22 protein-coding genes, 2 pseudogenes and 1 riboswitch are annotated in these 25,126 nt (G+C 70.4%); of the genes and pseudogenes, 17 read left to right on the forward strand and 7 right to left on the reverse strand.

Annotation, left to right across the window (positions count from 1 at the left end; all coding sequences use genetic code 11):
* The first annotated feature begins 358 nt into the window (after positions 1–358).
* The 7 genes and pseudogenes from ACTXG6_RS24390 to ACTXG6_RS24420 all read left to right on the forward strand — a co-directional run bounded on the left by ACTXG6_RS24390 (position 359) and on the right by ACTXG6_RS24420 (position 4,300).
* Positions 359–1,090 (forward strand): cytochrome P450, encoded by a 732-nt coding sequence (locus ACTXG6_RS24390; RefSeq protein WP_445181685.1) that lies wholly within the window; start codon positions 359–361, stop codon positions 1,088–1,090.
* Between the two features lie 19 nt (positions 1,091–1,109).
* Positions 1,110–1,430 (forward strand): annotated as a pseudogene (locus ACTXG6_RS24395) (AMP-binding protein); the annotation flags it as partial.
* Positions 1,431–1,518: 88 nt separating this feature from the next.
* Positions 1,519–2,295 (forward strand): class I adenylate-forming enzyme family protein, encoded by a 777-nt coding sequence (locus tag ACTXG6_RS24400; protein WP_445181686.1) that lies wholly within the window; start codon positions 1,519–1,521, stop codon positions 2,293–2,295.
* Positions 2,292–2,627: an AMP-binding enzyme gene (locus ACTXG6_RS24405; RefSeq protein WP_445190104.1), complete on the forward strand. Its 336-nt coding sequence runs from the start codon at positions 2,292–2,294 to the stop codon at positions 2,625–2,627. The genes ACTXG6_RS24400 and ACTXG6_RS24405 overlap by 4 nt, the downstream gene beginning before the upstream one ends.
* A 227-nt stretch (positions 2,628–2,854) precedes the next feature.
* Positions 2,855–2,983 (forward strand): annotated as a pseudogene (locus ACTXG6_RS24410) (Rieske 2Fe-2S domain-containing protein); the annotation flags it as partial.
* A gap of 103 nt (positions 2,984–3,086) precedes the next feature.
* Positions 3,087–3,542: an SRPBCC family protein gene (locus tag ACTXG6_RS24415; protein ID WP_445181687.1), complete on the forward strand. Its 456-nt coding sequence runs from the start codon at positions 3,087–3,089 to the stop codon at positions 3,540–3,542.
* Positions 3,539–4,300: an SDR family NAD(P)-dependent oxidoreductase gene (locus ACTXG6_RS24420; RefSeq protein WP_445181688.1), complete on the forward strand. Its 762-nt coding sequence runs from the start codon at positions 3,539–3,541 to the stop codon at positions 4,298–4,300. The genes ACTXG6_RS24415 and ACTXG6_RS24420 overlap by 4 nt, the downstream gene beginning before the upstream one ends.
* Positions 4,301–4,313: 13 nt before the next feature.
* On the opposite strand, the gene ACTXG6_RS24425 is transcribed toward ACTXG6_RS24420, so the two are convergent.
* A complete protein-coding gene (locus ACTXG6_RS24425) occupies positions 4,314–5,342 on the reverse strand; it encodes a mechanosensitive ion channel family protein (RefSeq protein ID WP_445181689.1) in 1,029 nt (342 codons plus the stop codon).
* A gap of 231 nt (positions 5,343–5,573) precedes the next feature.
* Here ACTXG6_RS24425 and ACTXG6_RS24430 point away from each other — a divergent pair, with 231 nt between their 5' ends.
* Positions 5,574–6,359, forward strand: coding sequence for a tyrosine-protein phosphatase (locus ACTXG6_RS24430; RefSeq protein WP_445181690.1), 786 nt, complete (start codon positions 5,574–5,576; stop codon positions 6,357–6,359).
* A 155-nt stretch (positions 6,360–6,514) separates the two neighbouring features.
* Positions 6,515–7,810, forward strand: coding sequence for a cytochrome P450 (locus ACTXG6_RS24435; RefSeq protein WP_445181691.1), 1,296 nt, complete (start codon positions 6,515–6,517; stop codon positions 7,808–7,810).
* An 85-nt stretch (positions 7,811–7,895) separates the two neighbouring features.
* Here the strand turns inward: ACTXG6_RS24435 and ACTXG6_RS24440 are convergent, their stop codons facing one another.
* Complete coding sequence (locus ACTXG6_RS24440) at positions 7,896–8,726, reverse strand: mycofactocin-coupled SDR family oxidoreductase (RefSeq protein ID WP_445181692.1); 831 nt, start codon at positions 8,724–8,726, stop codon at positions 7,896–7,898.
* A gap of 256 nt (positions 8,727–8,982) precedes the next feature.
* On the opposite strand from ACTXG6_RS24440, the gene ACTXG6_RS24445 reads away from it, so the two are divergent.
* Positions 8,983–9,783, forward strand: a complete 801-nt coding sequence (locus ACTXG6_RS24445) for an enoyl-CoA hydratase/isomerase family protein (RefSeq protein ID WP_445181693.1) — start codon at positions 8,983–8,985, stop codon at positions 9,781–9,783.
* A 102-nt stretch (positions 9,784–9,885) separates the two neighbouring features.
* Positions 9,886–10,470, forward strand: a complete 585-nt coding sequence (locus ACTXG6_RS24450) for a peroxiredoxin (RefSeq protein ID WP_445181694.1) — start codon at positions 9,886–9,888, stop codon at positions 10,468–10,470.
* Positions 10,471–11,254: 784 nt separating this feature from the next.
* Here ACTXG6_RS24450 and ACTXG6_RS24455 read toward each other — a convergent pair.
* Positions 11,255–11,578 (reverse strand): hypothetical protein, encoded by a 324-nt coding sequence (locus ACTXG6_RS24455; RefSeq protein ID WP_445181695.1) that lies wholly within the window; start codon positions 11,576–11,578, stop codon positions 11,255–11,257.
* Positions 11,579–11,931: 353 nt separating this feature from the next.
* A riboswitch (SAM riboswitch) is annotated at positions 11,932–12,045 on the forward strand.
* 217 nt (positions 12,046–12,262) lie between these two features.
* On the opposite strand from ACTXG6_RS24455, the gene ACTXG6_RS24460 reads away from it, so the two are divergent.
* The gene (locus ACTXG6_RS24460; RefSeq protein WP_445181696.1) at positions 12,263–13,351 is read left to right on the forward strand and encodes an LLM class flavin-dependent oxidoreductase; all 1,089 of its coding nucleotides are present in this window, start codon (positions 12,263–12,265) and stop codon (positions 13,349–13,351) included.
* A gap of 152 nt (positions 13,352–13,503) precedes the next feature.
* On the opposite strand, the gene ACTXG6_RS24465 is transcribed toward ACTXG6_RS24460, so the two are convergent.
* Together ACTXG6_RS24465 and ACTXG6_RS24470 are read right to left on the reverse strand one after the other, a co-directional pair.
* Positions 13,504–13,794 carry a hypothetical protein gene (locus ACTXG6_RS24465; RefSeq protein ID WP_445181697.1) on the reverse strand — a complete coding sequence of 97 codons (291 nt, stop codon included), beginning with the start codon at positions 13,792–13,794 and terminating at the stop codon, positions 13,504–13,506.
* A 305-nt stretch (positions 13,795–14,099) separates the two neighbouring features.
* A complete protein-coding gene (locus ACTXG6_RS24470; RefSeq protein ID WP_445181698.1) occupies positions 14,100–14,936 on the reverse strand; it encodes an LLM class flavin-dependent oxidoreductase in 837 nt (278 codons plus the stop codon).
* A gap of 82 nt (positions 14,937–15,018) precedes the next feature.
* Here ACTXG6_RS24470 and ACTXG6_RS24475 point away from each other — a divergent pair, with 82 nt between their 5' ends.
* The gene (locus tag ACTXG6_RS24475) at positions 15,019–15,630 is read left to right on the forward strand and encodes a hypothetical protein (protein WP_445181699.1); all 612 of its coding nucleotides are present in this window, start codon (positions 15,019–15,021) and stop codon (positions 15,628–15,630) included.
* 70 nt (positions 15,631–15,700) lie between these two features.
* On the forward strand, positions 15,701–17,176 hold the full coding sequence (locus ACTXG6_RS24480) for a pyruvate, phosphate dikinase (protein WP_445181700.1): 1,476 nt from the start codon (positions 15,701–15,703) through the stop codon (positions 17,174–17,176).
* 11 nt (positions 17,177–17,187) lie between these two features.
* On the opposite strand, the gene ACTXG6_RS24485 is transcribed toward ACTXG6_RS24480, so the two are convergent.
* The gene (locus tag ACTXG6_RS24485; protein WP_445181701.1) at positions 17,188–17,901 is read right to left on the reverse strand and encodes a TetR/AcrR family transcriptional regulator; all 714 of its coding nucleotides are present in this window, start codon (positions 17,899–17,901) and stop codon (positions 17,188–17,190) included.
* Complete coding sequence (locus ACTXG6_RS24490) at positions 17,898–19,760, reverse strand: AMP-dependent synthetase/ligase (protein ID WP_445181702.1); 1,863 nt, start codon at positions 19,758–19,760, stop codon at positions 17,898–17,900. Before ACTXG6_RS24490 ends, ACTXG6_RS24485 begins: the two co-directional genes overlap by 4 nt.
* A gap of 214 nt (positions 19,761–19,974) precedes the next feature.
* On the opposite strand from ACTXG6_RS24490, the gene ACTXG6_RS24495 reads away from it, so the two are divergent.
* The 3 genes from ACTXG6_RS24495 to ACTXG6_RS24505 are packed head-to-tail and all read left to right on the forward strand — an operon-like array spanning position 19,975 to position 24,438.
* Complete coding sequence (locus ACTXG6_RS24495) at positions 19,975–21,366, forward strand: aromatic ring-hydroxylating oxygenase subunit alpha (RefSeq protein WP_445181703.1); 1,392 nt, start codon at positions 19,975–19,977, stop codon at positions 21,364–21,366.
* 1 nt (position 21,367) lies between these two features.
* On the forward strand, positions 21,368–22,750 hold the full coding sequence (locus ACTXG6_RS24500) for a cytochrome P450 (protein ID WP_445181704.1): 1,383 nt from the start codon (positions 21,368–21,370) through the stop codon (positions 22,748–22,750).
* Positions 22,750–24,438 carry a PEP-utilizing enzyme gene (locus ACTXG6_RS24505; RefSeq protein WP_445181705.1) on the forward strand — a complete coding sequence of 563 codons (1,689 nt, stop codon included), beginning with the start codon at positions 22,750–22,752 and terminating at the stop codon, positions 24,436–24,438. The genes ACTXG6_RS24500 and ACTXG6_RS24505 overlap by 1 nt, the downstream gene beginning before the upstream one ends.
* Positions 24,439–25,126: the final 688 nt, after the last annotated feature.

Genomic DNA, 25,126 nt, shown 5'->3' on the forward strand with positions numbered 1-25,126 from the left:
CGCCATGCACCGCCGGCTCGCACGCGCCTGACGCCGTGCCCTGCGCGCGCGGGCTGGTCCGGTGGCGCGCGCAGGCTGGTCCGGTGGGACGGGCGCTGTCGGTGGGATGGGCGCTGTCGCCCGGGAGTCGGCCGCTCGGGTACGGCGCTGTCGCCCGGGAGTCGGCCGCTCGGGTACGGCGCTCCCGCCGGGATCGGCGCTGTCGCCCAGGTCAGCGCTCCCGCCGGGTAGGGGGTGCTTCCGCTCAGATCAGCGGTCCCGCTCGCCCGGATCGGCGCTCCCGCTCGCGTCGGGCGGCCAACCTCGCGTGGGACGGTCCATGCTTGCGTGGGACGGCCAACCTCGCGTGGGACGGTCCATGCTCGCGTGGGGCCGGCCTGCTTCGGAGGAGGAGTCCAACGCCGCGCGGATGGATGCCGCGCGACGGCTGACCGAGTACTTCGTGGGGATCATCGCCGACCGCCGGGGTGGCTCGGCGGACTCGGCGGACGTCACGACCTCCATCGTCAACTCCGAGGTCGAGCTGGACGGGGTGACCCGGCAGATGACCGACCAGGAGCTGGGCAACCTGTTCCACCTGCTCGCCATCGCCGGCCTGCACACCACCCAGGGTTCGCTGGCGTGGGGGCTCGCCTACCTCGCTGACCGCCCGGAGCAGCGGCAGCGGCTGCTCGACGAGCCGACGCTGCTCCCGTCGGTGATCGAGGAGGTACTGCGGATCGAGGCGGCCGTATCGCCGGGGCGCAAGGCCATGCGGGACACCGAGCTCGGCGGGGCACCGGTGCGCGCCGGCGACCAGCTGCTGTGCATTCTCGCCGGTGCCAACCGGGACGAGCGGGAGTTCGCCTCGGCCACCGACCTCCTGGTCGACCGGGTACCGAACCGGCATCTGTCCTTCGGCGCCGGGCCGCACCGGTGCATCGGGTCGCACCTGGCCCGGGTGGAGCTGGCGATCGCGTTCGGCGAGCTGAACCGCCGGATCCCGGACTACCGGCTGGACCCGGACGGCTCGGTGGTGTCGCACGGCAGCCAGACCCGCGGCGTGATCCGGATGCCGATCCTGTTCACGCCCGAGACGGTGTCGCACTGAGCGCGGCCGGGGCCGGGGAATGACCGCGTTGGTCACCGACGGGCTGCGCTGGTGGGCGGTGAACACCCCGGAAAGCCCGGCCATCGTGTTCGACGGGCACGACACCGTCAGCTACCGGGAGCTCGACAGCTGGACCGACGGCGCCGCGCACGCACTCGCCGCGCGCGGCATCGGCCGGGGCGACCGGGTCGGGATGATCGGCGCGAACAGCCTGGAGTGGTGCGTCGCCGCGATCGGGGCACTCAAGCTGGGCGCGGTGGTGGTGCCGTACAACAACCGGTTCGTCGCCGCCGAGCTGAGCTACCTGGTGGACAACTCGGACCCGGCGCTGGTGCTGACCGACGATCAACACCGGGCCCGGATGGCCGAGGCGTTGGTCGGTGGATCGGTGCCGCTCGGCGGGCTCGCGGAGTTCACCGGCCTGCGTGGTGGCGAGCACCGGTCGGTGCGAGGCCGGACGCCGGCCGGACGACGTCGCGGTCCTCGTCTACACCAGCGGGACGACGTCGCGGCCCAAGGGCGTCGGGTTCACCCACCGCGGCACGGCTGCCTTCGTCACCGAATGGGCGTTCATGGAGCCGGCGCTGCGGCAGGGCGCCGGGATCATCTACGTGTTGTCCGTGTCGGGCGCGCCGGGCCTGCTCTGGCACATCCTGCACCCGCTGACCCGGGGCATGACGATCCACTACGAGCGGGGTTTCGAACCGAGGACCACGCTGTCCCGGCTGGCCGGGGGCACGGTAGCGGTGATGCTCGGGGTGCCGGTGCTCTTCGAGCAGATGGCCGCGCTTCCCGAGTTCGCCGACGCCGACCTGTCCGCGCTGGAGCTGGTCAGCGTAGCCGGCGCCCGGGTGCCGCTGCCGACGATCAGGGCGTGGCTGGCCAAGGGCGTGACACTCCGGCAGGCGTACGGCATGACCGAGCTCGGCGGCAACTCGACGATCAACCCGGCCGGCGAGGCGCTCACCAGGCCGGAGTCGGTAGGCCGGGACGGGATGTTCACCCGGCACCGGATCGTGCGCCCGGACGGCGGCGAGTGCGACCCCGAGGAGCCCGGCGAGATCATCGTGCGCGGCCCGGCGGTGACCGCGGGTACTGGCGCAACCCGGAGGCGACGGCGGAGGCGCTGGGCGACGGCTGGTTCCACAGCGGCGACGTCGGCGTCCGGGACCGCGACGGCTTCATCCGGGTGGTGGACCGGATGATAGACATGATCATCTCGGGTGGGTTCAACGTCGCGCCGTCCGAGATCGAGTCGGTGATCGGTGACCTCGACGGGGTGGATGAGGTGTGCGTGATCCCGGCTGACGACGCGAAGTTCGGCGAGACCCCGGCGGCCATCGTCGCCACCGCCGGGCCGATCTCGGCCGAGACGGTGGTAGCGGCCTGCGCCGCGCGGCTCGCCGCGTTCAAGGTGCCCCGCTACGTGGTCTTCCAGCGTGAACCGTTGCCCCGGATGGCCAGCGGCAAGATCGCCCGCCGCGAGCTCAGGGCCCGCTACGCCGACCTGGCCGCGACACACGAGAGGGTGCGCTGATGGTGGCACTGGACATCGAACTGCCCCATGGCTCGAAGGCAGACCTGGCGAAACGGCTCTTCGCGCACATCGAGAACAAGGCAACCGACCTGGCCGACTCCACCATGCGGGTGGACCACCGGGAGTACCTCGACCCGGAGCTGGCCGCCCGGGAACGGGAGGCGATCTTCGGGCGGGTGCCGGTGGTGGCGGTGCACGGCTCGGAGATGCCGGAGCCGAACGACTTCATGGTTACCCAGCTGCCCAACAACGAGGTGCTCCTGGTGCGGCAGCGGGACGGGGCCGTCAAGGCGTTCGTCAACGTGTGCCGCCACCGAGGTGCCCGCCTCGTCCCTCAGGACTCCGGGTCCCGCAAGATGTTCACCTGCGGCTACCACGGCTGGAGTTACGGGCCGGACGGTGCGCTGCGGGTGGTGTCCGGCGCGAACACCTTCGGCGAGGTCCGAGCCACCGGAGAGCGTGCCGATCGAGAAACACGTCACCATCGGCTACTCGTTCATGCCGAACATGGTGCTGCTGCGCCAGCCGGACCACTTCCAGCTCCTGAACTTCCTGCCGCACCCGACGGACGCCCAGCGCTGCCGGATGCAGATCCGGGAGCCGGCCGAGACCGAGCGGCAGCGCGCGTTCTGGGACAAGAACTGGAAGATCCTTATGGACGTGCTGCGGGACGAGGACATGACGCTGAACCGGGACCTGCAGCACGCCCTGTCCAGCCGTGACGCCGAGTCGTTGGTGTTCGGCCGCAACGAGATCGTCAACCAGTGGTTCCACACCTGGTTGGCGGGCGCGCTGCGGGATCCGCCAGACTTCGGCTGGTCTCCCGGGCGCGGGGTGTCGGACTGGACGAGGAGTGGGATGAAGATCGACCTGGCCGCTGTGTCCACGCGAGTTGCCGAGACGGCCGGAGCGTGAGCGGGGGCAGATTCGACCTCACCGGGCACGTCGCGCTGGTCACCGGCGGTAACAGCGGCATCGGACTCGGGATGGCCCGCGGTCTCGCCGAGGCGGGCGCCCGGGTCTGCATCTGGGGGACCAACGTCGAGCGCAATGCGGAGGCCGCCGAGTCGATCGGCGCGCTGGCCACCGCGATGCGCGTCGATGTCGGCGACGAGGCCCAGGTGACCGAGGGGCTGCGCGAGGTGGTCGGCAGCCACGGGCGGCTGGACTCCTGCTTCGCCAACGCGGGGCTGCCCTCCGGGCGCAAGCCACTGGTCGAGACCAGCCTGGCCGACTTCCGCCGCATCACCCGGGTCAACCTGGACGGCGCCTTCGTGACGCTGCGGGAGGCCGCTCGGCACATGATCGAGCTGGGCAACGGGGGCAGCCTGGTGGCCACGTCCAGCCTCTCGGTGCTGATGGGGCAGGCCGGCGGGTACGCGTACACCGCGAGCAAGGGTGGCCTGGTGACCATCGTCAAGGCGCTCGCGGTCGAGCTCGCGCGCTACGGGATCCGGGCCAACGCCCTGCTTCCCGGCTGGACCGAGGCCGGGATCACCACCGATGCGTTCGCCAATCCGACCTTCGTGCGCAATGTCATGCCCCGGATGCCGGTGCGCCGGTGGGGGACCGGCGAGGACTACGCCGGGATCGCCGTGTACCTGGCGAGCAGCGCGTCCTCATTCCACACCGGCGACTCGATCCTGATCGACGGCGGCTACGCCGCGTTCTGAGATACCCGCGGCCCTACGAGACGACGCTGGCCTCCGCCGCGGCCGGGGTGTTGCCGTTCGTGGGGGGCGGGATGCCCTGCTCGGTGAACGCGGTGGCGATCGCCTCGAACATCGCGCGCCGCACACCGACCTGCTGACCGGGCCGGGTGGTGACGGTGAGGCGCAGCGTGACGCCGGCCGTCGTCACCGACTGCACGCCGAGCATCGTCACCTCGCCGAGCAGGTCCTCGGACAGCGGCCGCTCGGCCACCGCCTCCCGGGCGGCGCGGGTGGCCACCTCGGTGGCGTGGGTGATGTCGGCGCCGTGGCCCAGCGGCACGTCGACCAGCGCGATGGAGAAGTGCTGGCTGAGGTTGCCGACCCGGGAGACGGTCCCGTTGCGGACGTACCAGAGCGTGCCCTCGATGTCGCGGATGGTGGTCACCCGCAGGCCGACGCTCTCCACCGTGCCGGACGCCGGGCCCAGGTCGACCACATCACCGACGCCGTACTGGTCCTCCAGCATCATGAACATGCCGGACAGGAAGTCCTTGATCAGGTTCTGGGCACCGAAGCCCACCGCGACACCGATCACCCCGGCGGACGCGAGGATGGGCGCGAGGTTGACGCCGAACTCACCGAGGACCAGCACGAATGCCGTCCCCAGGATCACGAAGGAGGCGATGGAGCGCAGCAGCGAGCCGATGGTGGCGGCCCGCTGGCGGCGCCGCTCGATCGGTGACGCCCCGGTGTGGTGTCGCGTGCCGTGCGCGGCGCGCTCCCGCAGCGGGCGCAGCAGCGCCGGGGCGCGACCCTCACCGATGCCGCGGGACACCCGCGCGATCGCCCGGTGGCACAGGCCCCGGATGACGATCGCGATCACCAGGATGAGCACCGTCTTCAGCGCGCCGTCGATCAGCACACCGGCCGAGTGGGCCAGCCAGGTCTGCCCGGTGAAGCGGTAGATCACCTGGCACCACGAGCTGTCGGTGGCGGTGCACCCCGAACTGTCCAGCGGGTTGTTCGGTGCGAGGGCCAGGGCCCATCCGGATGCCAGCGTCATTGTTTCGGGTTACCTCCAGTAGATGTCTGGGTGGGGTGTCACAGGTCCCCCAGGGAACCAGGTCTCCGCCCGAGGCTGGCCGCCGGCCCGGGCGTGTCGCAAGGTGGGAAATCTCATGGCCTCAGGAAGTGCCGGCAATCCGGGGGTGACCGCCCCGGGCGTGAGCGGCATCACCCGGTCGAGTGGTAAGCGCTTCACTGACCGTTCATTTCAGCCTTCTAATGTCATGGAATGGCTGACACCCGACAGGTTGACAGAGCCGCCACTCCCCGGTGGGTGCCGCTGAGCACCGCGCTCAATCTGCGGGACGTCGGCGGGTTGCCGGTGGCCGGCGGCGGATCGGTCCGACCCCGGACGTTGCTGCGCAGCGGTTCGTTGCGCCAGCTGTCGCCGGCCGACGCGGCGACGCTGGTCGCAGAGTTCGGGCTGCGTACGGTGGTCGACCTGCGCACGCCCGAGGAGCTGGCCGTGGACGGCCCGTCCAACCTGGCGAAGGCCGGCGTGGCCACCGCCCACCTCCCGCTGATCAGTGACGTCGACGACGCGGTCCTCAAGGCCCAGGGCGACACCGACGCGGTGCGGGTGCTGGCCGACGCGTACCAGGCCTTCCTCGACCAGCGCGGCGAGCACCTGGTGACCGCGGCGCGGCTGGTGGCGTGGACCGGCTCGGGGTCGGTACTGGTGCACTGCGCGGCCGGCAAGGACCGCACCGGCGTCACCATCGCCGTGCTGCTGGACGCGGTGGGGGTGGAGCGGGCCGCCGTGCTCGCCGACTACGACGCCACCAACGAGGTCATCGCCGACGTTCTCGCCAGCCTGGTGGCCGCGCTTGGCGACGAGTCGATGATCAGCCGCGTTCCGCTGGCCATGAAGCGCGCGCAGCCGGACGCACTGCGCGCAGTGCTCGACCGGATGGACCGCGACTACGGCGGCGCGGCGGGGTGGCTGCGCTCGCATGGTTTCGACGACACCGAGCTGGACCTGCTGCGGCACCGTCTGGTGGAGCGCCCGGCCTGAGTCCAGCGCGTGGGGTGCGGTCGGTACGGGTCCTCGGGGCCCGGCCGCAGTCACCCGCTGCGCCGAGTGGGATTGCGGTGCGGACGGCAGGTAGGCAAGAATCAAAGAAAGCGAGTACACACTGCACTGAGTCGACACTGCATTGGGGGCACTTGATGACGATGCCCGAGGCGTACGACCCCCTCGCGCCGGAGGTCAAGCAGCATTCGCAGGCGGTCTTCGAGACCCTGCGGGCCCAGTGCCCGGTGCACCACCACCGGATGCCCCCCTCGGAGGTGGAGCGGCAGGAGGCGAGCTATCTGGTGGCCGAGCCGACCACCGAGTTCTGGTCGGTGTTCCGCTACGAGGACGCGGTCCGGATCCTGCACGACCCCGCGACCTTCTCCTCCAAGGAGGGCCCGGGTCCGGAGCGAATGGCCCCGATGAGCCCGGACGGCATGCTGCTCACCGCCGACGCACCGGCGCACCGGCGGCAGCGTCAGATCGCCAACAAGGCGTTCCTGCCCCGCATGGTCACCCAGCGGTTGCCGCTGGTCAGGTCGGTGATCGACGATCTCATCGACAAGGTCGCGGCGCGTGGCCAGTGCGACCTGATGACCGAGATCAGCTTTCCGCTGACCGTCGCGATGATCACGGACTTCTTCGGGGCCGGCGGTGAGCGGCGCGATGACATCACCCGCTGGGGAGCCGCGTCGATCGCGCTGATGGGCGGCGACGCGAAACAGCTCGAGGCCGGCACCATGGCGACGCTGGAGCTCTTCGGCTTCCTCTCCGGGATCATCGCCGAGCGGCGCGCGGCGTTGGCGGCCGGCGAGAAGCTGCCCGACGACGTGCTGTCCGCCATGATCATCGCCGATCATGAGGGCAGCAGCTTCAAGGACGAAGAGATCCTGATGGCCGCCCACCAGTTCCTCACCGCCGGCTTCGAGTCCACCGCCACGGCCATCGGCAACGGGATCCACCTGCTGTGCGCCAATCCCGCGGAGCGCGCCAAGCTCGAGGCGGACTGGTCACTGGTCGACTCGGCGGCCGAGGAGGTGCTGCGGTTCGAGGCGCCGGTCGAGGGCACCTTCCGCACCACCACGAAGCCGGTGACGATCGCCGGCCAGGAGCTTCCCGCCGGCGCCAAGGTGCGGGTGGTCTACGCCTCGGCCGGCCGGGACGGTGCACGGTTCGAGGACGCGGACACCTTCCGGGTGGACCGCCCGATGGTGGACGTGCGCGGGCACCTCGCTTTCGCGGTGGGCCCGCACTCCTGCCTGGGCTCCGCGCTCGCGCGCGCCGAGCTGAAGGTCGCGATCGAGACGGTGCTGCGCCGGCTGCCCGGCCTGCGGCTCGACCCCGACCAGGCGGCCACCCGGTCCACCGCGCTCACCGTCAACGGGTTCACCAACCTGCCTGTCGCCTGGGACCCGGCGCAGGCCCGACCACGGCTGTGGGGCGAGCAATAGTCGCCGGGGAACCGGGCGGCAATGCGTTACTCAATGCATAACCGATTCCGTGTTCCCGCCGGCGCGGGCGGGAACACGGCACGGTTCAGTACACCATTGCTCCGGCGTCGACCGGCATGGTGATCCCGGTAACGTATCGGCCCGCGTCGGAAACCAGGTAGACAATCGCGTTGGAAATGTCGACGGGTTCGATCAGGGGCACCGGCAGAGTGTTGTGCATCGCCTCCATGAGGCTCGGCTGCTTCTCGGCCAGGGCGTAGAACTCGGGATTGGCGACCATTCCGGTGTTGACGCCGGTGGGGTGAATCGTGTTGCACCGGATCCCGTAGGGGCCCAGCGAGTTCGCGTACGAGCGCATCAGGCCGATCACACCGTGCTTGGCGGCGATGTAGCCGAGGAAACCGTCGTTCTTGACGTCGAGGACGCGCATCGGGGCCTTGAGCCCCGCGGTGGAACTGGTGATCACTATCGACCCGCCGTCGCCCTGCTCGATGAGCCGGGGGATCGCGGCTTCGCAGGTGTGCAGCACGCCGGTGAGCATGATGTCGATCGCGTCGTGCCAGGCCTGCCGCTTCTGGGCCTTCTCGCCGATGACGGGCATGATCCCCGCGTTGGCCAGCACGATGTCCACCCGGCCGAACTCGGCGATGCCCTCCTCGAGTACCGCCGACACGGCCTCCTGGTCTCGCACGTCGGCCTTCTTGGCGACGATGCGCCGGTCCAGGGACTCGACGTGTTTGACCGTTTCCTCGAGGTCTTCCTCGGTGGCCTGCGCGTACGCCACGGTGTCGAACGGCGCGCAGATGTCGAAGGTGATGATGTCCGCGCCCTCCTGCGCGAGACGTACCGCGTGTGACCGGCCCTGGCCGCGGGCGCCGCCGCTGATGAAGGCGACCTTGCCGTCGAGAACACCCATGCTCGGTACTCCTCTTTGAGTGGATCGGGGCGGCGGACATCGGCTTGTCAGCCATTCGCCCGCGTTCGGGGAGAAGTGTCCAGCGTAGCGTGGCCGCACCGATTGCGCGCCCCGATCCGCTATCATTCCGCTCCGGATGAGCCTATATCCGGCACGATTTCAGCGGAAGCTGGAGACGTTCCCGCCCGACCGCGAACACTATCTTGAAACGGTCGTGGGAATAGTAGTAGCTGAACCGACCTCGCGGAGCGACCACATGACAGAACGGGCCGGCCTCGGGAACGAGGACATCAGGCGGGACGAGCGGGACGGCATCCTCACCCTCACCTTCACCCGGGACCGCAAGCTGAACGCGGTCACCGAGGGCATGCTCGGCACCCTCCGGGCGGCGGTCGCCGACCTGCGCGACCGGGGCGACCTGCGGGTACTGGTCATCACCGCCGAGGGACGCTACTTCACCGCCGGGGCCGACCTCACCGCGCTGCCGGTCGGTGAGACCGGGCCGGGCACCCCGGGGCCGGTGTTCCGCGGCGCCTATCGCCGGCTGCACGAGCTGTTCGACGAGATCGAGGCGATCGAGAAGCCGGTGATCCTGGCCGCGCAGGGACCCTGCCTGGGCATCGGTGTCGAGCTGGGTGCGAGCTGCGACTTCCGGTTCGCCTCCGGCGCGGCGCTGTTCGGGCTGCCGGAGGTCCGAAACCTCGCCGCGCTCCCGGGTTCGGGCGGGATCAGCCGACTCACCCGGCTGGTCGGCCCGCACTGGACGAAGTGGCTCGCGATGGCCGGCCAGCAGGTCTCCGCCGCCGAGGCGCTGTCCATCGGCCTGGTGCACGCGGTCTACCCGGTGGACGGTTTCGCCGCGCGGGTCGAGCAGTTCGCCCGTGACCTCGCCAGCCAGCCCGAGGAGGCGCTCGGCCTGGCGAAGCTGGTCATCGACGCCGCTGCCAACTCCGACCGGACCTCCGCCCGGCACGTGGACCGGATCGCCAACACCGTGCTGGTCAACAGCGCCGAGCACCGCGCCAAGCTGGACGCATTCGCCCAGCGCAAACGGTAGCCCGGCTCAGACCGCCGCGAGGCGCCATCTGGGCGCCGGAATTATTGCGCAGATTTCCGGCGCGGGGCACTAGATCGGGTGCGCTGGAGATACCCTCGGTTGATGATCACAGGCGACAGGGTGCCGGACTTCACCCTGTACGACCACACGGGTCGGGCGCGGACACTGTCCGTGCTTCTCGCGGACGGCCCCGTGGTGCTGTTCTTCTTCCCGATCGCGTCGTCACCGATCTGTACCGTCCAAGCCTGTCATTTCCGTGACCTCAGCAACGAGTTCGCCGCACTGGGGGTCCAGCGGGTGGGCATCAGCACCGACACGGTCGACAAGCAGGCCCACTTCGCGCAGCAGCGCGCATTCGACTACCCGTTGCTCTCCGACGTGGGTGGCGCGGTGTCCGAGCAGTTCGGGGTGCGGCGAGGGGCGCTGATCAAGCTGGGCGGGAAGATGGCCGGGCGCCGGGGGGACCGCCATGGTCGGCATACCCGACGCCGCGGCCTGTTGGCCCGGTTGTTGCCGGTCAAACGGTCGACGTTCGTCATCGATGTCGACCGAACCGTACTCAAGGTCGTCTCGAACGAGCTGCGCGCATCCGTGCACGCCGACCAGGTCCTGTGGTTCCTGCAGAACCGCAACCTGCCGTCGGGTGGTTCGCCACCACCGCGCGAGAAGCACCGCAAGCACACGTAGCTCGGACAGTCATTCGTGTCGATGTCCGCCGCGGAGATCGCCGGCGAGGTGCGGGCGCTCAAGGCGGAGGTCGCGCCCGATTCACGCAGCGATGCCGCTGCTGGACGAAGGGTTCATCCAGCAGCGGCAGTTCGCTGCCTAAGCGTTGGCCCTGCTCAGTGATGTGCGGGAGGTGCTGGGTGCTGTGGTGCGGGAGGTGCCGGGTGCTGGGGGCCGGGGTGTGGTGCGGGAGGTGCTGGGTGCTGGGGGGCGGGGTGTGGGGCGGGAGGTGCTGGGTGCTGGGGGGCGGGAGGTGCCGGGTGCTGGGGGCCGGGGTGTGGGGCGGGAGGTGCCGGGCGCTGGGGGCTGGCGTGTGGTGCGGCCGGAGATGGGCCAGGCAGCGGGTCGGCCCATGCCGGTGAGCTCGTCAGGCCCACTGCGATGACCGCGGCCGCAACCGCTGTCGCCGCATGAATCAGTCGTTGGTTTGACACTAAGTATTGCCTTTCTACGTGGGGAGATCCGGCTCACGCTGTTGTGCGAATCCATGGGGCCGGTGCACGACAGCATTTCGGTTATGCTTAGACCAAGCTCAGGGATAATCCGCGAGCTCGCCTGCAACTATTCTATGGGTTTGAGTTTCGATTTTATGATATGGCGAGTCATCTTGAACTGAGGGCATCCACAGATAGCGTCAAAGTTCACACGCCTCGGGAACCGACGCCCGCGCACCAAGGGCAAGGTGCGTCTGATTGCAATCGGTGCCTGGTCTTGGCTGCCGGTTAGCTTACCTGCCTATCCCGGCTCAGCCGTGGTTGTCAGAGTTCTTCTGGTTCTTGGTGAGAATCCCCAGAACACCATCGAGCACGCTGTTGTTGCACGCCTGGATCGGAACCTGGACAGTCGTGTCCTGAACGTTGACCAGGCCGGCCTGTCCGTGAACGCCGTGCGCCTTGTCCTTTGCGCCATTGTTCTGGTAACAGCTGGCGCTGCTCTCGTGGTCGTTGCTGCCGCCGTGGTGATGGTGATGGCCCGAATCGCCCTCGTAGTCACCAGCGAAAGCCAGCGGGCTCAGCGCGAGCAGACCCGCGGTGGTGGCTGCCGCCACGATTCCAGCCTTCTTCAGCACAGTCGATCTCCTGTTCAACCAGGCGGTGTCTCGACGACCACCTCGAAAACCAGCGACGAGTGGGAGCCCTGCTGGCACTATCGGAGGTAACGGATCGTTCGCGGTAAAGATACGGAGCCACATAACCGCGGACCTCAGCGCGATCTCAGTTCCCCAGGGTCCGAATAGATTGAGTCAGTGGTATGTCGAGCCGACCGGAGCATTCGACACCAGGTCGACGACCGCGATCAGGTAACTGCTCGGCGAACTCAACCAGGCTGGATGCCTACGCGCTGCATTGATGATGCCGGTCCGACTGTGAGCTAGGGAATACGGGGGTTCTCGGGCGAGAGCCCGCTGCTAGTGTTCGAGACGGTCGCGAATGCCAGCGCGGAGCCCCGGCTTGCTGGCTGACAACCCTCGCTGTGCGGTGGGGTGCCCCGGGTGATGACCAGGCTTCGCCGGAGACGGCCGAGCAAGCGCACCGGACTCAAGGGGCCGATCATGGCGATGGCGTTGGCGATTGCGGAGAGCATGGGACGCCTGCCCAGCCGCGTGGCATCGCTGGGCCGGGGCGAGCTGTTGGTGACGCGTCTGCATGTTGATCTGCACCGGGTGTCCACCGCTCTCTGTAGCGGCTGAGTGCCCCGACCACTCGGCACCAGCTGACCTCTGCCCGCGGCTTCTTCAGGGAGAACCACCGTCATGTCCAGCACCGGAACGGACCCCTTTCCCCACCAGCGGCAGCGGAATCCGTTCCGCCTCGGTGTGTTCACCCGGCTCGTCGACGAGGTCCCGCCGCCACGGCGCTACACGCGCGCGCTGGAACTGCTGATGACCGCGGACCGGCTCGGCTTCGACACCGGATGGGTCGCGCAACACCACGCCGGCAACGAGGGCGGCCTACCGTCCCCGCTGGTGTTCCTGGCCGCCGCCGCGCAGTACACCCGCCGGCTCACCCTGGCGACCGGCATCATCACCCTCGCCCTGGAGAATCCCGTCCGGCTCGCCGAGGACGCGGCGGTGCTCGCGGCACTGAGCAACGGGCGACTCGAACTGGGCTTCGGCACCGGTGGCGGCGAGCCCGCGTTCGCGATCTTCGGGGTGCCCTTCGAGGACCGGCAGCAGGAGTACGACCGGGCGTTCGCCGTGGTCCGCGACGCCCTGGCCGGCCAGGAGCTCACCCCGGCCGGGTCCACGCTGTTCCCGCCCGCGCGGCCGCTGCTCGCCACCGTGTGGGAGGCGACGTTCGGGGTGGCGGGCGCCGTGCGGGCCGCCGAACACGGCAGCGGCCTGCTCCTGGCGCGCACCGCGATCCGACCCGGCCAGAATGGCGCGAGCTGGGCCACCGCCGCGCACCGGCCGCTCGGGGAGGCGCAGTCCGAACTCGTCGAGGCCTACCTCGGCAGCTGGTCCCATCCCGACATCACGCCCCGGATCGGTCTGTCCCGCTCGCTGTACGTCGCTCCGACCCGGGTGGAGGCGTTCCGCGAGGCCGAGGCCGGGCTGCGCCGTTCCGCCACCCAACTGGCCGGCCGGGGCGGCCTCGACCCGCATGCGCCGTTGGCGGACCTGGTCACCCGGAGCGACCTGCACCTCGGCTGCCCGGAAGACGTCATCGCCAGCCTGCGCGCGGACCGGGTGCTCCCGCTGGCCACCGACCTGATCCTGCAGGTGCACCCGGCCGACCCAGGGCACCGGGAGACCCTGCGGTCACTCGAGCTGATCCGCAACGAGGTCGCCCCGTCGCTCGGCTGGAGCCCGGCCACCACGCCGCGCGCCGCTCAGCTCTGACCGCCCCCAGGGGGCGACTCGGGCACCGCCCGCCAGAAGCCGGACAGATCACCCGAGCCATCGCGCGCGAACTGTCCGCCGCGCTGGGGCGGCCCTCGAGCTCGGCCAGCCGGAACCCGCGGCTGGCCGAGCAACAAGCTAGAACGGCACCATTAGCGCAGGTTGCTGAGGCCCTCGGCCAGATCTTCCCTGTTCATCACGGGAGTCAGGTCGACCTTCGCCCCCAGCTCGGTGAAGAAGGGTTCGGCCACGACCGGTATGCGGCTGGCATCTTCCAGGTCGAAGACGATGTACGCCGCCCGGTTTCCGGATCGGGTCGCGAAGTAGACAGCCTCGGGGTTGATGCCGCTCAGGACAGACTCGATCACCTTCCCCAGCCGGCCATCCTTGATCGCCAGATTGCCAGGTTCCGTCGGGATCTCAACAGTCATGAGCACGCGCATCGTATTGTCTCCTCGGGCAGATCACGAGGCCGACGCTTGTCCAGCCAGACAGGCAGAGCGCCGGCGAGCTGACGAACCCTCGCGGTCGGTCGACGGCGATGCATCCTCAAAATTGAGGATCCGCCGATACTCATTCGTCGGCTCGGTGTCACGGCCCGCGGTCATGTCCCGAAACAGGTCGCACGGCCCTAGACAACAACTTCCAGCAGCTGAGACCTGGGAGGTGTGGGACACCCTCGGGTTCCTGCAGCAGCTCGGCGTGGTTCCAGCCACCACCTAGAGTCCCGAGCCGGAAGTTCCCGCGCTCACCGTTGCGGGCTGATCGGCACTCGGGTCCGACGCCGCGAAGTGGCCTCGATGGCCTTCGTGGCGGCCTCCCGGCTGCGCGCGCTCAGGTCCGCTCGACGGTTCCGCGTCCACAGGTAGGACTCGTGCCTCGGGCCGGCCGAACCGGTGAACGCGGGCATGACCTCGTCCACGAATGTCCGGTACGACCGTCGGGTGGCCTCGTCGTCCGCCCAGTGGGTCTGCTGGTTGAGGATGCAGCCGAACCCACCGGACTTGTTCCAGTACCGGTGCAGGGCGTTCACCGCGTCCTCCACCGTGCCGATCGCCCCGTGGCCCTCCTCGTTGATCCTCTCGAGGCTGTCGTAGCCGAGCAGCGAAGGGCCGCCCTCGAGCGTGTCGATCATGTACCCGCACCACCGCTCGTACCCGGCCTGTACCTCGCTCAGGGCCTGGTCCCTGGACTCGGCGATGTGGAACGGCGCGACCAGTCGCAGCCCGGACCGGTCCATCACGTGCCCGTGCTCGGCGGCCTGCTCCTCGGCGATCCGCCAGTTCAGGTCCAGCACCTCGTAGCCCGGGCTGCTGCCCGCCGCCACACACAGCAGCCCCAGCACGTGCCGACCGGCGATCCGCCCGGCGGAGGGGGTGATCGCGCTGGCCACGGCGAGGTGGGGGCGCGGCCTGGTGTACGGGCCGATGTGCAGGGTGGCTTCGTCCAGGGTGTACCAGTCGGTGTGCCTGGTGACCGTCTCGCCGCCGAGCCGCCCCAGATGACGTGCTCGACCGCGACCGAGCTGACAACCACACCCGGTGGTCGGGGCTCGACCCCGGTGCTGGTGCCCGGTGCGCGCCAAGACTAATCTATGGGGTGCGCACTAACTCGCTGACCGTGCTACCGGCACCAGACCAACTGGACTCGAGAGCGAGGAGGGGAGCATGACGGAGCTGCTCTTGCTCCAGGCCGTACGGCTCAAGGGCCGGATCAGCGTTGAGGCCGCTTCGGTCTGCGCCTCCATCGGTGTCGACGAGGCGCGGACCGGCCTGGACGCCCTGATCGGCGCCGGCAACGCCAAGGCGGCCGGCACCTCGGTGCGGATCACCCCCGAAGGGCGGGAGCGTCTCGCGGAGCTGCTGGTCCAGGAGCGGGCCGGTGTCGACGAGGCGGCGCTCGAGGCGGCGTACCACGAGTTCGACGACCACAACAGCGCGCTGAAGTCGGTCGTGACCGCGTGGCAGTTGAAGGACGCCGACACCCCGAACGACCACACCGACGCGGCCTACGACCAGGGCGTGATCGATCGGCTGGTGGCGCTGCACGGGAACTTCTCCCCGCTGCTCGAGCGCATCATCGGCCAGGCGCCCCGGTTGGCCCCGTACGCGGGCCGGTTCGACAACGCGGTGCGGCAGCTGCGCGCCGGCGACCACTCGTTCGTCGCCCGGCCGATCGCGGACAGCTACCACACGGTGTGGTTCGAGCTGCACGAGGAGCTCATCGGGCTGCTCGGGCGCACCCGCGCCGACGAGGCCGCCGCCGGTCGCGCGCTGTGACCCACCCACTGACCCACCCGGCGACCCACCCACTGACCCCACACCGACCCCGGACGACGGAGTACCGAGCATGACGTTGCTGTGGATGGGCGAGCACGCTGACCTCGACCGCGAGCTGGTCGGCGGCAAGGCGCACAGTCTCAACAAGATGCACGCCCTCGGCCTCTCGGTGCCGCCGGCATTCGTGCTGACCACCGACGTCTGCCGGGAGTTCAACGCGGCAGGCGGCCAGCTCGGGTCCGAGGTCACCGACGCTGTGCGGGACGCGGTCGCCGAGCTGGAGCGCAGGACCGGCCGCGGCTTCGGCGGTACCGACCGGCCGCTGCTGGTCTCGGTGCGCTCCGGTGCCGCGCGCAGCATGCCGGGGATGATGGACACCGTGCTCAACCTCGGCATCAACGCGGAGGTGGAGAAGGCGCTGCACGCCCTGACCGGGGACCAGACGTACGCGGCGGACACCCACCGGCGGTTCATCGAGCAGTTCGAGCGGGTGGTCGGGGTGGCGCCGCCGAGCGATCCGTGGGAGCAGTTGCTCGCCGCGATCACGGCGGTGTTCCGGTCGTGGAACTCGCCGAGGGCGATCGCCTACCGGGGTCACCACGGCATCTCCGACGACGGCGGCACCGCGGTCACCGTGCAGGCGATGGTCTTCGGCAACCTGGACGACCGGTCCGGGACGGGCGTGCTGTTCACCCGCAACCCGTTGACCGGGGACCAGGCGCCCTACGGCGAGTGGCTGCCGCTCGGCCAGGGTGAGGACGTCGTGTCCGGCCGGCATGACCCGCTGCGCCTGGACGCGCTGGCCGAGCAGCAGCCGGGGGTGCACGCCCAGCTGCTCGCGGCGGCCACCCAGTTGGAGCTGGCCGGCAAGGACGTGCAGGACATCGAGTTCACCGTCGAGTCCGGCCGGCTCTGGATGCTGCAGAGCCGGGCCGCGAAGCGCTCACCGGACGCCGCCGTCCGGCTTGCCGTCGGGCTGCGGGAGGACGGCATCCTGAGCACCGACGAGGCGCTGCTCATGGTCACTCCGGAGCAGGTGGCCGCGGTCTGCCGGCCGAGGGTCGCCCCGGAGGCGCGGGTCGGCGCGACCGTGCTGGCCCGGGGTGAGCCGGCCTGCCCCGGCACTGCGAGCGGTCGGGTCGTGCTGGACGTCGAGGAGGCCGAGGACCTCGCCGATGACGACGTCGCCGTTGTGCTGGCCAGGCCGACCACCGACCCGGACGACGTCGCCGGCATGATCGCGTCGGTGGCGATCCTGACCGAGATCGGCGGGTCGACATCGCACGCCGCGGTGGTGAGCCGCGAGCTGGGCACGCCGTGCGTGGTCGGCTGCGGCCCCGGCACGCTGGGCCCGCTGGCCGGCCGCGAGGTCACCGTCGACGGGGCCACCGGCGAGGTGTTCGACGGGGTGCTGGCGATCGCGCCGGGGACCGAGGACGGCAACCCGGCACTGGCCACGCTCGGTGGCTGGGCGCGGGCCCGCGTCGGTGACACCGACGGCCCACTCCCGACGGTGTTCGCGGCGGCCCGCAAGAACATCGGCTGAGCGCGGGCCGGTCAGTCCGTGCCGTCGTCCCGTCGGCTCGCCAGTGCGTGGTACATGTAGTTCGTCAGCTCGCGCACCACCCGCTCGCGGCTCGGGTGCTTCGGCCCGGCCTCGAAGAGCAGGTCGTCGTGCAGCACCATGCCCATCACCATGGCGAACGAGCAGCGCAGGGTCACCGGGTTGTCCAGGTCGAGGAACCCCAGGTCGGCGGAGGCCCGTTCCGCCCACTCGTCCATCTTGACCAGCTCCTGGCTGATCACCGAGCCCTGCTCGTTGTCGCTGGACGGGAACGAGCGGAACCGGGTCACGCAGATGTAGGCGAGGATCATCGGGCGGTTGTTGCTGAGGGTGTCGTAGAGACCCGCGACGAACGACCGGACGACCTCCTTGCCGGACCTGGGCTCGCGGACCTCCTGCTGCCAGGCGTCCATGAACTCCGTCATGAAGCGCTGGTAGGGCTCCACGACGGCGGCGTCGAACAGGGCGGCCTTGGTGCCGAACTGGCGGTAGATGGTCGCCTCGGTGACCCCGGCCTCCAGCGCGACGTCCCGGGTGGTCGCACCGGCGTAACCGCGGGCGGCGAAGAGCTCCCGGGCGGTGGCCAGGGTGAGCTCGCGGACCTCCTCCGAGGAGCGGCGCTTGCGCGGCTTCGCCTTGGCGGGGCGGACCGGCGGCGCGGGAGCTCCCGGCTCCGTCCCGGTGCCTCGCGGCGCGGCGCGACTCATTTCGATAATCCTAGTGGGGTTTCCGAGTACATCTTCTCGATCTCGGCCGCGTACCGGGCGTGGACGCCGCGCCGCTTGAGCTTCGAGGTCGGGGTGAGCAGGTCGGTGTCGGGCAGCCACGGGTCGGCCAGGATGGTCCACGACCTGATCCGCTCGGCCGGCGCGAGCTCGCCGTTGACCCGCGCGATGGCCGCCCCGAGCTGGTCGGCGATCTCGGGGCTGTCCGCGAGGCCGGCGAGGTCGAGGGCCTCCAGCCCGTGCTCGCGAGCCCACGCCGGTGCCAGATCGGGGTCGAGCACCGCGATCATCGAGAGGTACGGCCGGGCGTCGCCAATGGCGCAGGCCTGCCCGACCAGCGGGCACTCCCGCTTGACCGCGCTCTCCAGCAGCACCGGGCTGACCTTGTGGCCGGACGCCGGGACCAGGATCTCCTTCTTGCGGTCGATGATCGAGAGGTTGCCGTCGGCGTCCCACCTCCCGATGTCCCCGGTGTGGTACCAGCCGTCCTCGGTCAGTGCCTCCCGGGTCCGGTCCGGGTCCCGGAGGTAGCCGTGGAACACGCTCGGTGCCCGCACCAGCACCTCGCCGTCCTCGGCGATGCGCATCTCAAGGCCGGGTAGGGGTTTGCCCGAGGTGCCGGGCACGACGTGGTTCGGCGACCACGCCATGAACCCCGAGGTCTCCGACGAGCCGTACACGTCCGACACGTTGACCCCGCAGGAGACGAAGAAGCGCAGCGTCTCCGGTGCCAGCGGCGCGGCCCCGGTGATCGCGAGCACGACGTCGGCAAGGCCGATCCGGGCCAGCACCGGCGACACGACCTCGGTGCGGGCCTTGGACCAGGCGCGGTCGAGCTCGTCGGGCAGCGGCTGGCCGTCGTTGGTGAGGCGGTGCGCCCGCCAGCCGAGCTCCAGTGCCTCGTCGAACTCGCGCTTGGCCGCCGGCTCGGCGAGCAGGCTCGCCTCCACCCCGGCGCGCAGCTTCTCCCACAGCCGGGGCGCGGAGAACCACCACTGCGGCCGGACCTCGGCCATCAGCACCGGCAGTTGGGCCAGGTCGGCGCAGGTGGTCACGAAGGTCCCGCCGAGGATGTGCAGGTAGTGCGTCACGAACCGCTCACCGATGTGCGCCATCGGCAGGTAGGACAGCTGGCGCAGTCCCGCCATGGACAGCCCGCTGGCCCGGGAGTCGGCCTCGACGGCGTAACACATGTTGTGGTGGCTCAGGATCACGCCTTTCGGCGCACCGGTCGTGCCGGACGTGTAGATGACCGTGAGCGGATCCTCCGGGCGGACCCGCGCGACCGCCTCGGTGAGGTCGACGCCGGGGCCGTCGGTCAGGTCGGCCAGCGCGACGGCGCCGTCCAGCGGGTCGGCGCCGGGGTCGATCACCACGATGTGGCGCAGCTGGGGGAGGCGGTCGCGGACCTGTTCGACCCGGTCCAGGAAGGCGCGGTCCTCCACCACCAGCACGGCGGCCCGGCTGTGCCCGAGCGCGAACGCGATCTGCTCCGGCGGCGAGGAGTTGTACAGCGAGAACGGGGTGCCGCCGGCGAGCAGGGTGCCGACGTCGAGGAAGTGGAACTCCGGGCGGTTGCGGCACAGGATCGCGACCAGCTCGCCCCGCACCAGCCCGAGCCGGCGCAGCCCGGCGGCGACCCGGGCGGCCCGCTCGCCGTAGTCCGTCCACGAGTACGTCCGCCAGCCGTCGTCGACGCGGCACCGCAGTGCCGGCTCGGTCGGCCGCTCCTCGATCAGGCGGAGAAACTCCGAACAGATCGTCCGGCCCGCGACGGTGCTCTCGATGTCGCGGCGGGTCTCGAGGATCGAAGCACGTGAGGGGTGCTGGGGATCGGACACGACGCACCTCTGCTCGTTAGATAGTTGCGGCTCTCGTAGAGCCGGCGAAGGCAGCATGACCTGTCGCGTTGTGGTGAGTGTCTGCCAACCAATCGCTAGCCCTTGCTATCTAACACCAAATCGCCCTACTGTGGCCCGGCGCACATTCTGCCTAAAGCTGTTCGGTTTCCGCCAGAGGCATCTCGGCCGTTCGATCCGCCCCAAGGAGCGCTCGATGACCACCACCACGAACAAGCCGCCAGGACAGGCCCGCTCGACCGGTCCCACCGTTCAGGAAGTGCTCGCCGAGGAGGCCGCGCGCCAGGTCGTGCCGAGCGCACTGCAATCCGAGTCGGCGGGGTACTTCGGGGTGGCCGACCTGCCCAAGGAGCGCTACCTCAGCCCGGAGTACCACGCCCGCGAGGTCGCGAAGATGTGGCGCAAGGTGTGGCAGATGGCGTGCCGGGAGGAGGACATCCCGAACGTCGGGGACACCATCGTCTACGACATCGCCGACGACTCGGTCGTGGTCGTCCGGGTGACCCCCGACGAGATCAAGGCCTACCACAACAGCTGCCTGCACCGGGGCACCCAGCTGGCCAGGGGGCAGACCAGCATGGCCAGCCTGACCTGTCCGTTCCACGGCTGGTCCTGGAACCTCGACGGCAGCATGCGGAACCTGCCCTGCCAGTGGGACTTCCCCCAGGTGGACAAGGCGAAGCTGACGCTGCCCGAGGTGAAGGTGGATACCTGGGACGGCTGGGTGTTCGTCAACCTGGACCCGGAGTCCGGCACCCTGGCCGACTACCTGGGCGAGGTGCTGCCCGCGCACTTCGAGCAGATGCCACTGAAGAGCCGGTTCAAGGCCGCGCACGTGCAGGCCCGGGTGCCGGCCAACTGGAAGGCCACGATGGAGGCCTTCATCGAGAGCTACCACGTGTTCGTCACCCACCCGCAGATCGTGATGTTCACCGGTGACCACAACACCCAGTACGACGTCTTCGACCAGCACAGCAACCGGATGATCACGCTCATCGCGGTGCCCAGCCCGAGCCTCGGCGACAGCGTTGGCGACGACGAGGTCACCGAGAGCCTCATCGTCGACTTCCTGGGCAGCGACGCGCCCACCGAGCTCGGCGAGGGCCAGACCGCCCGCGACGTGGCTGCCAACGCGCACCGCATCGAGTTCAGCAAGCTCTACGGCGTGGACCTGAGCAAGATGTCCAACACCGAGGCCATCGACGCCATCGAGTACGCGCTGTTCCCGAACTTCATCCCGTGGGCGGGCGACGGTTTCCCCATCGTCTACCGCTTCCGCCCGGACGAGAACAACCCCATGGCCTGCATCGTCGACGTGATGCTGATGGGGCTGTGCCCGACGGGCATCGACCCGCCGACAGCCAAGATCCACTGGTTGGACAACGCGCCGGGATCGGACTCGCCGGACTGGACGGAGGCACCGGAGCTCGGCGCACTCGGCGCGATCCTGAACCAGGACATGGGCAACCTGTCCCGGGTGCAGCGCGGCCTGCGGGCCAGCCGCAAGGAGGGCGTGACCTTCTCGGCGTACCAGGAGTCCCGGATCCGCCACTTCGCGCAGATCCTCGACCGGTACCTGGAGGCGTGAGATGACCGCCACCGCCGACAACGCGGCCGCCGGTGTGACTACTGATGTCACCGGGTACGACCCGGCCTCGTACGACCCGCGCTCGCCCGAGGTCAAGCAGAACATCGAGGAGCACTTCGAGCGGCTGCGCACGACCTGCCCGGTGCACCACCACGTCTTCGACCAGGCGGAGCTGAAGGAGCTGAACGACAACCCCTACGTCGCCGGTCCGGTGACGGAGCTGTACTCCTTCATGCGCCACCGCGACGTCGAGGAGATCCTGCAGAGCCCGGACCGGTTCCTCTCGATCGAGGGCGCCGGGCCGGAACGGATGACCCCGGTGGAGGGCACCGGGATGCTGGTGTGGTCCGACGGTGAGACGCACCGGCGGTCCCGCAAGATCTGCCTGCCGGCGTTCTCGCCTAAGAACATCGCCCCGCTGGCGCCGATGCTGCAGACCCGTATCGACGACCTGATCGACGGGTTCGCGGATACCGGCCACCTCGACCTGATGGCGGACTTCGCGCTGCCGGTGACCAGCGGGATGATCGCGCACCTGATCGGCCTACCGATCGAGCGGGCCCCGGAGATCCTGGAGTGGGGCTACGCGGTCATCGCCACCTTCGGTGGGGACGACGCCTCCTACCAGCGGGGGCTCTGGTCACTGGGCAAGATCGGCGAGTTCCTGGCCGAGGTGGGCCCGGACCGGGCGCGCCGGCGGGCCGAGGGGGAGGAGCTGTTCGACGCGATCACCCACGTGCTCACCACCGAGGACGACAACGGCTCGCGCTTCACGCCGCAGGAGGCGGTGGTCGCGGTCTCCCAGTTCCTCGGTGCCGGCATCGAGTCCAGCGCGACGGCGATGTGCAACGGCATCTACCTGCTGTGCACGAACCCGGACGAGCGGCGCAAGCTGGCGGAGAACCCGGCGCTGATCGGCACGGCGGTCGAGGAGATCCTGCGCTACATGGCGCCGATCGAGGGCACCTGCCGCACCGCCGCGGCGGACATGGAGTTCGGCGGCGTCCCGCTGCGGGCCGGTACCAAGATCCGGCCGGTGTACGCCTCGGCGAACATGGACGAGGAGGTGTTCGCCGACCCGAAGCGGTTCAGGGTCGACCGGGACCGCTCCGAGCTGCGCAGACACGTCACGTTCGGCACCGGCGTGCACTCCTGCCTCGGCGCCGCACTGGCCCGCCGGGAGCTGGCGCTCGGCATCAGCACTCTGCTGCGGCGCATTCCCACGCTGGAGCTGGACCCGGCCGAGGAGCCGACCCGGAACACGATCTTCCTGGTGCACGGGTTCGACTACCTGCCGATCCGCTGGGACCCGGCGAGCGTGCTGCCCAGGGCCGAGGATCCGGTGCGGGCGGCCACGGCGGCCACCGGCCCGGCGGTGTCCTGATGAGCGGCGGTGTCCTGATGAACGGCGACGGCCTGGACAGCTGGGACGTGCTGACCGATCCCAGCGACCCCGGGCTGCACTGGACCACCGGCAACATCGGCGAGGCGGTGCCCGGCGTGCAGACCCCACTGAGCTGGAGCCTGTGGGGCACCACCATCGAGGAGGGCATGCGACTGAGCATGCGCGACATGGGCGCGTTCTCCCGGGCCGAGTCGCGGTTGCCACCCAAGGGCCGACAACTGTGCCAGGCGTTCTACGGCCGGGGCGCACTGTCGGTGGAGCTGCTGGCCCGGCTCGGCGACCGGATGCCGGGTACCACCGGTCAGCAGGTGGCGACCGGTGTGTATGGGGAGGCCCCGGACACCATCGACTACCGGCCGACGGTGAAGCGCTACCCGTTCGTCGCGGTCGCGGTGCCGTACCAGATGCTGCGCATCGCGGGACGGCTGCGGGTGGCGCGGGCCACCAGCGCGGAGTTCTGGCCGCGCCAGACCGGCCGGGTCGCCGCGATGGGGCTGCCCGAGGCACTGGCGGTGTTCGCCGAGGCCTCGGCCCAGTTCAGGCGCTGCGTGTACCTGCAGTCCATGGCGCTGTTCTGTGCCGTGCAGCCGATGTACGACGCGCTCACCAAGCTCACCCGCAAGACCGGGGTGGGCGACCCGACCGCGCTGGCCGGGGGCTACGGCGGGGTACCGGAGACCGAGGTGGTCGCCGACCTGTGGCGCACCTCGCGGGGCGAGATCGAGCTGGCCGAGGTGGTGCGCAAGCACGGCTTCCACGGCCCGTCGGAGGGTGAGCTGTCCGGGCGGGTGTGGCGCGAGGACGACAGCCCGCTGCGCCGCCTGGTGAACGACTACCGGGACCGCCCGGATGACGCCGACCCCAGGCTGCGGGACAGGGCGCGGCGCGAGGAGCGGCTTCGGCTGGAGAAGGAGCTGATCGCGGCGGTGCCGTCGGCGCAGCGCCCGGTGGTGAAGCTGCTGCTGCGCCGTGCCGAGGTCAGCATCCCGCTGCGCGGCGTGTCCAAGACGGCGTTCCTGCAGGCCTTCGACGTGGTTCGGGCCACCGCCCGGCGCGCCGGCACGCTGCTCGCCGAGCAGGGGGTGCTGGCCGAGCCGGCGGACGTCTTCTTCCTGACCGTGGCCGAGCTGCTGGCCGGCCCGACGCCGGCGGTGCGGGAGCTGGTCGCGCTGCGCCGGCAGCGGCACGGCGAGTACCTGAGGATGCGGCTGCCGGAGGCCTGGGTGGGTACGCCCGAGCCGGTCGTCGAGCAGCCGGTGGTCGCCGGCACCGCGCGGGTGCGGTCCCTCACCGGCGTCGGGGTCAGCCCCGGTGTGGTGGAGGGGCTGGCCAGGGTGGTCACCGACCCGGCGTTCGACGAGGTCGAGCCGGACGAGATCCTGGTGTCCGCGACCACCGACCCGAGCTGGTCCTCGATCATGTTCATCTCGGCCGCGCTGGTCGTCGACATCGGCGGCGCGCTCAGCCATGCCGCGGTGGTGGCCCGTGAGCTGGGCATCCCGTGCGTGGTCAACACCCGCGAGGGCAGCCGGCTGCTGCGTACCGGAGACCTGATCCGGGTGGACGGCGGCGCCGGCACCGTCGAGGTCCTCGAGCCCGCGGTGGAGCCGCGGGCGGTGGAGGAGCCCGCGGCGGTGGCGGAACCGAAGGCGGTGGCGCAGCCGTAGGCAGCGGCGGGGTCAATGGCTGCGCCGGTGGCGGAGCCGGTGGCGGCCGTGCGATGGCGAAGCCGGCGGTGGCGGAGCCGTAGGCAGCGGCGGGGTCAATGGCGGCGCCGGTGGCGGAGCCGGTGGCGGTGGCGGAGCAGCGGGCGGTGGAGCCGCAGGCGCTGGCGCAGGCGGAGACAGCGGCGAAGCCGGTGGTGGCGAAGCTGGCCGTGCCGGGGGCGGAGCCGGAGGCGGCCGTGCCGGAGCCCGCGGCGGTGGCGGTGGCGGAGCCGGTGGCGGAGCCGGTGGCCGTGCCGGAGGCGGAGATCAGTACCGGCGCGCAGCCGGGTGACCGGCACCCACCTCCCGTACTTCCCGCGCACCTCGCGACACCATGCCGCGCACCTCCCGTGGACGTCGCGCACGGTGCGAGGTGCGCGGCGTCCACGGGAGATGCGCGGCGTCGACCCCGCGCTGCCCACAGGAGCCGCAGCCACTCACCTGTCGACCGAGGCAACGCCCAGCCAGTTGCCGGCCGGCGCGGCGCCGTCTCGGACCCGCGCCCTGTTACCCAGCTGCACACCAGGCAGGTATTTTGCGCTCGCGCCATGTCTGCTGTGTAGCTCGGTAACAACAGGCCGGCGCGTAACGACAGGCCGGCGCGTAACGACAGGCCGGCGCGTAACAACAGGCCGGCGCGTAACAACAG

Source organism: Pseudonocardia sp. Cha107L01, assembly GCF_052566575.1.

Excerpts from the sequence above, each read along its gene's own strand:
- ACTXG6_RS24390 (WP_445181685.1), top strand. The coding sequence starts at position 359 with ATGCTCGCGTGGGGCCGGCCTGCTTCGGAGGAGGAGTCCAACGCCGCG.
- ACTXG6_RS24405 (WP_445190104.1), top strand. The coding sequence starts at position 2,292 with ATGATAGACATGATCATCTCGGGTGGGTTCAACGTCGCGCCGTCCGAG.
- ACTXG6_RS24425 (WP_445181689.1), bottom strand. The coding sequence starts at position 5,342 with ATGACGCTGGCATCCGGATGGGCCCTGGCCCTCGCACCGAACAACCCG.
- ACTXG6_RS24430 (WP_445181690.1), top strand. The coding sequence starts at position 5,574 with ATGGCTGACACCCGACAGGTTGACAGAGCCGCCACTCCCCGGTGGGTG.
- ACTXG6_RS24435 (WP_445181691.1), top strand. The coding sequence starts at position 6,515 with ATGACGATGCCCGAGGCGTACGACCCCCTCGCGCCGGAGGTCAAGCAG.
- ACTXG6_RS24440 (WP_445181692.1), bottom strand. The coding sequence starts at position 8,726 with ATGGGTGTTCTCGACGGCAAGGTCGCCTTCATCAGCGGCGGCGCCCGC.
- ACTXG6_RS24445 (WP_445181693.1), top strand. The coding sequence starts at position 8,983 with ATGACAGAACGGGCCGGCCTCGGGAACGAGGACATCAGGCGGGACGAG.
- ACTXG6_RS24450 (WP_445181694.1), top strand. The coding sequence starts at position 9,886 with ATGATCACAGGCGACAGGGTGCCGGACTTCACCCTGTACGACCACACG.
- ACTXG6_RS24460 (WP_445181696.1), top strand. The coding sequence starts at position 12,263 with ATGTCCAGCACCGGAACGGACCCCTTTCCCCACCAGCGGCAGCGGAAT.
- ACTXG6_RS24465 (WP_445181697.1), bottom strand. The coding sequence starts at position 13,794 with ATGCGCGTGCTCATGACTGTTGAGATCCCGACGGAACCTGGCAATCTG.
- ACTXG6_RS24475 (WP_445181699.1), top strand. The coding sequence starts at position 15,019 with ATGACGGAGCTGCTCTTGCTCCAGGCCGTACGGCTCAAGGGCCGGATC.
- ACTXG6_RS24480 (WP_445181700.1), top strand. The coding sequence starts at position 15,701 with ATGACGTTGCTGTGGATGGGCGAGCACGCTGACCTCGACCGCGAGCTG.
- ACTXG6_RS24485 (WP_445181701.1), bottom strand. The coding sequence starts at position 17,901 with ATGAGTCGCGCCGCGCCGCGAGGCACCGGGACGGAGCCGGGAGCTCCC.
- ACTXG6_RS24495 (WP_445181703.1), top strand. The coding sequence starts at position 19,975 with ATGACCACCACCACGAACAAGCCGCCAGGACAGGCCCGCTCGACCGGT.
- ACTXG6_RS24500 (WP_445181704.1), top strand. The coding sequence starts at position 21,368 with ATGACCGCCACCGCCGACAACGCGGCCGCCGGTGTGACTACTGATGTC.
- ACTXG6_RS24505 (WP_445181705.1), top strand. The coding sequence starts at position 22,750 with ATGAGCGGCGGTGTCCTGATGAACGGCGACGGCCTGGACAGCTGGGAC.